This is a genomic window from Corallococcus praedator, from assembly GCF_003612125.1.
Classification (GTDB): Bacteria; Myxococcota; Myxococcia; order Myxococcales; family Myxococcaceae; genus Corallococcus; species Corallococcus praedator.
Window position 1 is genome coordinate 18707 of the sequence record NZ_RAWI01000089.1, and the last position, 9210, is coordinate 27916.

The following is a 9210-nucleotide window of genomic DNA, read 5'->3' on the forward strand; positions in this document are numbered from 1 at the left end:
GCAGGGCAGGGGAAGGAGGAGAGGCACATGGACGCGGATACGAAACAGGCGCCCCCGGTCGTGCAGCTCCGGGGCGTGAGCAAGGTGTACCGCACGGGTGACGTGGAGGTGCGGGCCCTGCGCGGCGTGGACTTCACGGTGGAGCCGGGCGAGTTCGTCTCCATCATGGGCTCCAGCGGTTCGGGCAAGTCCACGCTGATGAACATCCTGGGCTGCCTGGACCGGCCCACCGGCGGCGAGTACCTGCTCAATGGCAGGGACGTGGCGCGGTTGGACCGGGACGGCCTGGCGCGCGTGCGCAACCGCACCCTGGGCTTCGTCTTCCAGAGCTTCAACCTGCTGGCGCGCACCACGGCGCTGGAGAACGTGGAGCTGCCCATGCTGTACGCGGGCGTGCCTTCGAAAGAACGGCGCCTGCGCGCGAAGGAGGCGCTGGAGCGCGTGGGGCTGGGCGCGCGCCTGGACCACCACCCCAAGCAGCTCTCCGGCGGTCAGCAGCAGCGCGTGGCCATCGCGCGCGCGCTGGTGGGACGGCCTCGCGTCATCCTGGCGGACGAGCCCACGGGCAACCTGGACTCGCGCACCACGGTGGAGGTGATGGCGCTGTTCCAGCAGCTCCAGAAAGAAGGCATGACGCTGGTGTTGGTGACGCACGAACCGGACGTGGCCGAGTACACGCAGCGGGTGGTGGTGGTGAAGGACGGGCGCATCGTGAAGGACCAGCGCCAGTCGCCGCAGCCGGCGGTGGTCCCGGTGGAAGAGGTGGGGACATGAACCTGCTGGAGACGCTCGTCCTGGCGCTCAGGGCCCTCTTGCGTTCCAAGACGCGCTCGGTGCTCACCGCGCTGGGCATCATCATCGGCGTGGGCGCGGTCATCGCCATGGTGGCCATTGGTGACGGCGCGAAGGCCAGCGTGCAGAAGGTCTTCGACTCCATGGGCACCAACATGCTCATCGTCATGTCGGGTTCGTCCCGCTCCGGTGGTGCGCGCGGCGGCTTCGGCAGCCAGCCGACCCTCACCTGGGACGACCTGGAGGCCATCCGCACGCAGCTGCCCAGCGTGCGCGGCGCGGCGCCGGAGATGCGCTCCAACGCGCAGGTGTTCTCCGAGGACCAGAACTGGAACACCAGCATCATCGGCACGACGACGGACTACTTCATCGTGCGCAGCTGGACCATGGCGCAGGGCGCGCGCTTCACGGACGCGGACAACGAGGCGGGCGCGAAGGTGGCGGTGCTGGGCCAGACGGTGGTGGACAACCTGTACGGCAAGGGCTTCAACCCGGTGGGCCAGGTCATCCGCATCAACAAGACGCCCTTCACCGTGGTGGGCGTGACGACGCCCAAGGGCCAGTCCCCGGTGGGCCAGGACTTCGACAACACGGTGTTCGTGCCAGCCACGTCGTTCCGCCGTCAGGTGCAGGCGCAGACCATGGGCGCGTTCATCACCGGCGCGGTGTTCGTGCAGGCGGCCTCGGCGGACCTGACGTCGCGGGCGCAGGCGGACGTGACGCAGCTGCTGCGCGACCGTCACCGGCTGGGCGAGGGCGACGCGGACGACTTCGACGTGCGCAACCTGGCGGAGGTGGCCAGCGGTCAGCAGCAGAGCACGGAGACGATGAGCATGTTGCTCGCGGCCATCGCGGCGGTGTCGCTGGTGGTGGGCGGCATCGGCATCATGAACATCATGCTGGTGAGCGTCACCGAGCGGACGCGCGAGATTGGCGTGCGCGTGGCGGTGGGCGCGCGGCCTCGCGACATCCTGGCGCAGTTCCTCATCGAGGCGCTGACGCTGTCGGTGCTGGGAGGAATCATCGGCGCGGCGGTGGGCCTGGGCGTGGCGAAGCTGCTCGCGGCGCAGTTCGGTTGGCCCATGCTGGTGCGCCCGGATGTGGCGCTCTTGGCCATCGGGTTCAGTGGTTTGGTCGGTGTCGTCTTCGGGCTGTACCCGGCGCGCAAGGCGAGCCTGTTGGATCCCATCGATGCCTTGAGGTACGAGTGATGCGCGCGCTTCCGTTGACGCTCTCGTTGTGGGTCCTGCCCGTGGTCGCGGGGGCCCAGGCTCCGGCCGCCCAACCCGGGGCGACGCCCACCACGCCGGCTCCGGTGAAGCAGTCCCTGTCGCTGGCGGCCTCCGAGGGGCGCGTCATCTCCCTGGCGGAGGCCGAGACCGCGGCGCGCGAGCACCTGCCGACGCTGCGCTCGGCGCAGGCCGGCACGGATGCGGCGCGGGCCCGGGTGGATCAATCCTTCTCCAGCTTCCTGCCGCAGGTGAACGCCAACGCCAGCTACACGCTGGGCACCAGCAACCGGGCCGTCATCCAGAACGTGCCTGGCAGCGACACCGCCGTGGTGTCCAACTCCACGCGGCGCTTCAGCGGGGGCATCTCCGCCAACCAGCTCATCTACGACTTCGGCCGCACCTCCGGGCGCTACAACATCTCGAAGGAGAACGCGCAGGCGCAGGAGGACTCGCAGCAGCAGGTGCTCCAGGACTCGCTGCGGAATGTGCGCACCGCGTACTTCAACGTCCTCACGCAGAAGGCCCTGCTGGGCGTGGCGCGGGAGACGCTCCAGAGCGAGGAGGCCCGGCTCAACCAGGTGAACGCCTCCGTGCAGGTGGGCACCCGGCCTGAAATCGACCTGCTCCAGCAGCGCACGGCGAAGGCCAACGCGCAGGTGCAGCTCATCCGCGCGCAGAACGCCTACGCCACCGCGAAGGCGCAGCTCAACCAGGCCATGGGGGCGGAGACGTCCACCGACTACACCGTGCAGGACGTGACGGTGGCGGCCGTGCCGGGCGAGGACGAGCTGCTGGACGCGCTGGTGCTGCGCGCGCTGGAGTCCCGTCCGGACGTCGCGGCGCGCGAGCGTCAGGTGCGGGCGCAGGAGCTGCAGATCAAGGTGACGAAGGGCGGCCACTGGCCGAGCCTCAGCGCCACGGGCAACGTGTCGGACGTGGGCGAGAACCCGTTCAACGGCTCCACGGTGAGCGTGTCGGGCGGGCTGTCGCTGAGCTGGGCGCTGTTCCAGGGCGGACTCGTCAACGCGCAGACGCGCGAGGCCAACGCCAACCTGCGCGACATCCAGGCGCAGAAGGACGCGCTGCGCCAGCAGGTGCGGCTCCAGGTGGAGCAGGCCCGGCTGAACGTCGTGGCCACCCGCGAGGCGCTCACCGCCGCGGACGAGGCGCAGGTGAACGCGCGCGAACGGCTGCGGCTGGCCGAGGGGCGCTACCGCGCGGGCGTGGGCAACATCATCGAGGTCAGCGACGCGCAGGTGGCCTTCACCAACGCCGCCGCCCAGCAGGTGCAGGCGACGTACGACCTGGCCACCTCCCGCGCGGAGCTGGCGCGGGCCCTGGGCACCGTGGAGCTGAGCACGGTCGCCTCGCGGTAGCCGCGCTCCCGCCCCCTTCAGGAGCACGGAGGGGGCGCGTGTATCTCTTCCGGGGTGGACCCGAGCATTCCGGGCACCTGTCGCTGGACGCGCCGGACGCCGTGTATCTGTGTGGTGCTGAAAACACGAGCCAACCCTGAAGGGTGGCAGTGGCGGCAGGACGCCCAAACACCGTAGGAAACTTCGCCTCCAACGTGCTGGGTCACCTCCAGATAAGCCCGAAAAAGAGTGTGGATGAACCGGAACCGGGGCATTCTCCGAGGGCGCTCCGTCTCAGAAGAGGCCCGGGTGTCGGGGTTGCCCGGACTCCGAAAGTCCACCTCCCGCGCAGCGACCCTATGGGTGAACAATGGGAGGCTGACCCGGCAAGTTCTGTCTGTCTGCCTCTATACGTCCTATGCCGTCGGCCAAACGTTTCGGGTCGGCAAGCAAAGGCATGGACAAGAAACTCGCAACCACCATCGGCGCATCCGCACGGGTCGCCCGGGGCCGCATGGAGCTTACGCAGGCCGACGTGGCCGAGCGGATCGACGTGGCCACGGAAGTGTATGGCCGCCTGGAGCGAGGCGGCATGCTCCCCAGCGTCCAGACCCTGTTGAAGTTGTGCCACGAGCTGCATGTCTCGGCGGATGAGCTGCTCGGATTGGCGGCGCAGGGTGTCACTCCCGCGCGCGCCAACGAAGCTCCTCCGCCCACGCCCGAGCGCCCGGAAGTGCGCCGGCTGTTGCGCAGTGTCCGGCAGCTTGATCCTGCCCAGGTGAAGCTCCTGGGCCTGGTGGCCAACGCACTGACGCGGCGGTAGTCCCCGCCGCGCGGTCGTCGTTGATCACCCCGCTTCACAGATTCGACAGGATGCGCTCCAGGTCGGCCGGACGCACCGGCTTGGTGACGTGCAGGTCGAAGCCCGCCTTCAGGGCCAGGGCATGGGCTTCCTCCTCGCCGTAGCCCGTCAGCGCCACCAGGCGGATGTTCCGCCCCACGCGCGCGCGCAGCGCCTGCGCCACCTGGTAGCCGTCCACGCCCGGCAACCCGATGTCCACCAGCGCCACGTCCGGCGCGTGCGTGAGCGCCAGCTCCACGCCCCGCACGCCGTCCGGCGCCACCGCCACCTGGTGGCCCCACAGCTCCAGCAACTCGCGCATGGACTGGCGCGCGTCCGAGTTGTCCTCCACCAGGAGGATGCGCCGCGCCTGCCGCGCGTCCACGACGTTCGTCCCGCTCAACACCGGAACCCGCTCCGGGGGCATCAGGGGCAGCTTCACCACGAACTCGCTGCCCTCGCCGTAGCCGCCGCTGTAGGCCTCCACGCTGCCGCCGTGCATCCGCACCAGCGTGCGCACCAGGGTGAGCCCGATGCCCAGGCCTCCTCGGGAGCGCTCCAGGGACGTGTCCACCTGGGAGAACAGGTCGAACACGCCCGGCAGCTTCTCCGCGGGGATGCCGATGCCGGTGTCCTTCACCCGCAGCACCGCCTGCGCGCTGCCGTCCACGCCCTCCTGGAACAGCTCCACGTCCACGGTGCCCTGGTCCGTGTACTTGGCCGCGTTGTCGATGAGGTTGGTGAAGATCTGCTCCAGCCGCGTGGCGTCACCCTCCAGCCACAGGGGCGTCTGGGGCAGCCGGACCTCCAGCTTCAGGCCGCGTCCCTCCACGCGGGGCCGCAGGATGGAGAGCACCTGCTGGAAGCTCTCCGCCAGGTCCAGCGGCTCCTTGCGCAGCTCCACCTTGCCGCGGGTGATGCGGCTGACGTCCAGCAGGTCATCCACCAGCCGCGCCAGGTGGTGCGTCTGGCGCTGGATGATGCCGTGCATCCGCGCTTCCTTGGTGTCCACCGGACCCTTGCGCTCCAGGATGCCAATGGCCGTCATGATGGCGGCCAGCGGGTTGCGCAGCTCGTGGCCCAGCATGGCCAGGAACTCGTCCTTGCGCCGGTCCATCTCGATGAGCTGATCCGTGCGCAGGCGGGCCTGCTGCTCCGCGTGGCGCAGGCGCAAGAGCGAGCGCACCGTGGCGATGAGCTCCGACGGTTCGTAGGGCTGGGTGAGGTACGCGTCCGCGCCGCCCTCCAGGCCCTGCACCTTCTTGTCCGGCGTGATGAACGTCGCGGACGTGTGCATCACCGCGATGGCGGACGTGGCCGAGTTGGCGCGCAGCCGGGCGCACACCTCATAGCCGCTGATGTCCGGCAGCTTCACGTCCAGGACGATGACGTCCGGGCGGTGCTTCTCCGCCATCAGGAGCGCCGCCATGCCGGTGGCGGCCTCCAGCACGTGGTAGCCGGACATCTCCAGGATGCGGTTGACGAGGTACCGGTTGGCCTCGTCGTCGTTGACGTTGAGGACCGTGGCCATTCGCTGTTCAGCCACGGGGGTTGTTCTCCCTCAGGTCCCGGGTCCCCAGGCCCGCCTTGGTCAGCGCGTCGCGGATGCGCGTGATGGCCACCTCGCGGCTCAGCGTGTGCTTGGCCAGGATGGCGGACGTCTCCCGCGAAAGCCTGTCGCGCTCCGACTCCTGCAACTGGTGGGACGTGTGCAGGATGATGGGGATGTCGCGCGTGCGCGGATCCGCCTTCAGTTCGTCCAGCACGTCGAAGGCGGTGATGTCCGGCAGGATGAAGTCCAGGAAGATGAGGTGCGGGGCCTGCTCGCGGGCCAGGCGCACGCCGTCGCGGCCACCCGCGGCTTCCAGCAACTGGTAGGGCGTGTCCTTGAGCAACTGCTTGAGCAGGTAGCGGTGCACGTCATCGTCGTCGATGATGAGCAGCCGCTCCACCGGCCCGGTGCGCGCCAGGGCGGACAGCTTCTTCTGCAGCCGCACCTCGTCCACCGGCTTGAGCCAGAACTCGTCGGCGCCCAGGGCGCGCGCCTTCTGCTCGCGGTCCGTCACGGTGACGACGAGGATGGGGATGTCGCGCGTCTGCTCGCCGTTCTTCATCTCCGCGAGGAAGTTCCAGCTCGTCTCGCCCTCCAGCATCACGTCCAGCACCATGGCGGCCGGCCGCACCCGCTGCATCATCTTGCGAGCGTCCTCCACCGTGCGCACCGGCAGCACCTGGAAGCCGGAGCGCGCCAGGTACTTCTCGTAGAGGAACAGCGTCTGGCGGTCGTCCTCCAGCACCAGCACCGGCGCGCGCGCGGGATCCAGCGTCTGGCTGCGCAGCGCCAGCCCCGTCATCTCCGACACCTCCACGTGCACGCGCGGCAGGACGACGGTGAAGGTGGAGCCTTCGCCCAGCGCGCTCTTCACGCCCAGCGTGCCGCCCAGCAGCTCCGCCAGCTTGCGCGCCAACGGCAGGCCCAGGCCGGTGCCCTTCACCTGCCGCTGCAGGGGGCTGTCCACCTGGATGAACTCCTCGAAGACGCGCTCGTGGTTCGACGGCGCGATGCCGATGCCGGTGTCCTTCACCCTGAACTCCACCGTGTCGTGGGGGCCGGGGGCGACGGAGACGGTGATGGAGCCGGACTCGGTGAACTTCACCGCGTTGGAGACCAGGTTGCGCACCACCTGGCTGAGCTTGGCCTCGTCCGTCTCCATCTCCAGGCCGTCTGGCGGCGCCTCGAAGTTGAGGGCCACCTGCGAGTCCGGCGGGAGCAGCGGACGGGTCATGCCGCGCAGCGCGCTCATGAAGTCCGACACCGCGAAGTGCGTGTGGCGCAGCAGCGTCTTGCCCGACTCCACCTTGGACAGGTCGAGCAGGTCGTTGACGAGTTCGAACAGCGACTCCGCGGAGCTGCGGATGAACTGGACCTGCTTCTCCTGCTCCGGCCCGAGGCTGCCGTTGAGCGGGTTGAGCAGCACCTTGGACAGCCCGAGGATGGAGTGCAGCGGCGTGCGGAATTCGTGGCTGACGTTGGCCACCACGCGGCTCTTGATTTCAGAGGCGCGCTGGAGGCTCTCCGCCTTCTCGTCCAGGGCGGCGTGCAGGCTGCGCACGCCCTTGTTGGACTCCTCCAGCTCCTTGTTGAGGCGGGAGAGTTCCTCCGCGCGCTGCTTGAGTTCGTACTGCTGGCGCGCCGTCTCGCGGTGCAGCGCGGTCAGCTCCCCCAGCGTGGTGCTCACCTGGGTGAGCGCGGCGCCGTAGTCCTCCGGCACCAGGCTGCCCACCAGGGCCACGCCGCCCTCGTGGGGCCGGGCGCGGAAGGCGAACGTGGCGGGCTTGTGGTCGCGCTGGAGGATGAGCTCCCAGCCGTCCACCGCTTCGTCGAGCGCCTGCACGAGCAGCTTCTCCACCTTGTTCTCACTGCCGGCGCTGGCGAGGCTCTTCAGGCTCTGCCCCGGTTTGACGCCGAGCAGGCGCGCGGCCCGCTCGTCGCGCCAGACGACCATCCCCTGTGCGTCGCAAGACAGCGCCAGCTCGCGACTGAGGGACTCGAAGATCCCGGGGACGCGGTCATCCATTTGCATCATGAGGGAAGCTCCTCCCATGAAACGGGCGCACGTGCGAGCAACGTCCGTGCTTCCGCATGCTCAGGTCCCAGGGCCGCCTTCAGGGCGCCCAGGAGGTGGGGAAAGGTCACGGGGGCCAGCCCCCGCTGGGGCCAGAAGTCCGCGTACCACCGCAGGTGCGCTTCCCAGAGGTCCGGCCGGTCCAGGGCAAGCGCGTCCGAGAGATAGGACAGGTGAAGGCGCAGCTCTTGTTCCAGGCGCCGGCGATTTCCGGGCGGAAGGCGTGCTTCCAGCCTCCGGACCCCGTCCGCGATGAGGGCGGGCGAGGCGTCCTCCAACAGGTGCGCGGCCCCGCTGGGGTAGCGCAGGGCGTCACGGGCGGCCTGGACGTAGGTGTGGGGAAGGGTGCCCGGGCCGAAGCCTTCCGCCTGGAGGGCGAGCGAGAGGCCTTCGAAGTGCTGGTCCAGGTGGAGTGAGCACATGCCCCGGGTGAAGAGCAGGGTGCGCAGCCAGCGGGCGTAGTCCTCCAGGATGGCGGGGCGTTGGGCGTCGAGCGCCTGGACGAGGTAGCGCACGTGGAAGACGGCGTCCTCGTCACCGAAGCGGCGGGCGCGCTGGGGGCCGTAGCGGGCGTTCCAGAAGGGGTCGGCGTACAGGGGCTGGATGGAGGCGGGCGCGAGGGTCCGCGTCAGCGCTTCCACGGCCTGGCTCACGGGCGACATGGTGTCAGACCCCCAGGGTGCGGCAGGCGGAGGAGACCAGCTCGCGGGCGCTCTTGCCGAAGAAGGCGACGCCCAGCGTCTCCTCGAGGACGGGCCCCCAGTCGAAGGCGAGTCCGCCCACGGCGATGGGGAGGCGCGGGGAGACTTCACGCACCTTGAGGACGGCCTCGCGGACCTGGGGCATGTGGAAGGGCATGGTGACGGAGAGGGCCAGCAGGTGGGGCGGGGTTTCGCGCACCATGCGGGCCAGGTGGTCCGCGGGGACGTTGGCGCCGATGAAGCGCACGTCGAAGCCGGCCATCTCCAGGAAGTCGCTGGCCATGCGGGCGCCCACCTCGTGCAGCTCGCCCTCCACGCACGCCATCATCACGACCTTGCCGTTGGCCGGGTCGCGGGGCAGGTGGCGGTACAGGTGGGCCAGGACGAACTGGGAGATGGCGGTGGCCATGTGCTCCTGGGCCACGGAGATGTGGTTCTCCTGCCAGAGCCGGCCGATTTCGTACTGGGACGCCTGGATGATCTCCAGGTGGAGCTCCTGGAGCGGCACGCCACACAGCAGCCCTTCGTCCACCACCAGGCGCAGGGCCTCCTGGCGGTTTCCGGAAAGCTGGGCCGCGAGATAGCGCGCCCGAAGCGTGGAGATGGCGGAGGTCTGGTGGATCAAGAGCGTCTTCCCGGGGGGACGGGGCAGGGTCTGTCTCT

At 69.6% G+C, this 9210-nt stretch carries 8 protein-coding genes; 4 read left to right on the forward strand and 4 right to left on the reverse strand.

Features of this window, described 5'->3' with window-relative positions:
- Positions 1-27: 27 nt before the first annotated feature.
- From D7Y13_RS14405 to D7Y13_RS14420, 4 genes are all read left to right on the forward strand, one after another.
- A complete protein-coding gene (locus D7Y13_RS14405) occupies positions 28-774 on the forward strand; it encodes an ABC transporter ATP-binding protein (RefSeq protein ID WP_120533731.1) in 747 nt (248 codons plus the stop codon).
- Entirely contained in the window at positions 771-2003 is a 1233-nt protein-coding gene (locus tag D7Y13_RS14410; protein WP_120533730.1) for an ABC transporter permease, read from the forward strand. Before D7Y13_RS14405 ends, D7Y13_RS14410 begins: the two co-directional genes overlap by 4 nt.
- Positions 2003-3400: a TolC family protein gene (locus tag D7Y13_RS14415; protein ID WP_120584084.1), complete on the forward strand. Its 1398-nt coding sequence runs from the start codon at positions 2003-2005 to the stop codon at positions 3398-3400. The genes D7Y13_RS14410 and D7Y13_RS14415 overlap by 1 nt, the downstream gene beginning before the upstream one ends.
- 436 nt (positions 3401-3836) lie before the next feature.
- Positions 3837-4202 carry a helix-turn-helix transcriptional regulator gene (locus D7Y13_RS14420; protein ID WP_120533728.1) on the forward strand — a complete coding sequence of 122 codons (366 nt, stop codon included), beginning with the start codon at positions 3837-3839 and terminating at the stop codon, positions 4200-4202.
- Between the two features lie 34 nt (positions 4203-4236).
- Here D7Y13_RS14420 and D7Y13_RS14425 read toward each other — a convergent pair whose 3' ends face one another.
- From D7Y13_RS14425 to D7Y13_RS14440, 4 genes are read right to left on the reverse strand one after another with little or no spacing between them, the layout of a single operon-like run.
- Positions 4237-5766 carry an ATP-binding response regulator gene (locus D7Y13_RS14425; protein WP_370450758.1) on the reverse strand — a complete coding sequence of 510 codons (1530 nt, stop codon included), beginning with the start codon at positions 5764-5766 and terminating at the stop codon, positions 4237-4239.
- Positions 5759-7807 carry a hybrid sensor histidine kinase/response regulator gene (locus D7Y13_RS14430; RefSeq protein WP_120584085.1) on the reverse strand — a complete coding sequence of 683 codons (2049 nt, stop codon included), beginning with the start codon at positions 7805-7807 and terminating at the stop codon, positions 5759-5761. Before D7Y13_RS14430 ends, D7Y13_RS14425 begins: the two co-directional genes overlap by 8 nt.
- On the reverse strand, positions 7804-8508 hold the full coding sequence (locus tag D7Y13_RS14435; RefSeq protein WP_120584086.1) for a hypothetical protein: 705 nt from the start codon (positions 8506-8508) through the stop codon (positions 7804-7806). Before D7Y13_RS14435 ends, D7Y13_RS14430 begins: the two co-directional genes overlap by 4 nt.
- Positions 8509-8512: 4 nt before the next feature.
- Positions 8513-9172 carry a cobalamin B12-binding domain-containing protein gene (locus tag D7Y13_RS14440; RefSeq protein WP_120630699.1) on the reverse strand — a complete coding sequence of 220 codons (660 nt, stop codon included), beginning with the start codon at positions 9170-9172 and terminating at the stop codon, positions 8513-8515.
- Positions 9173-9210: the final 38 nt, after the last annotated feature.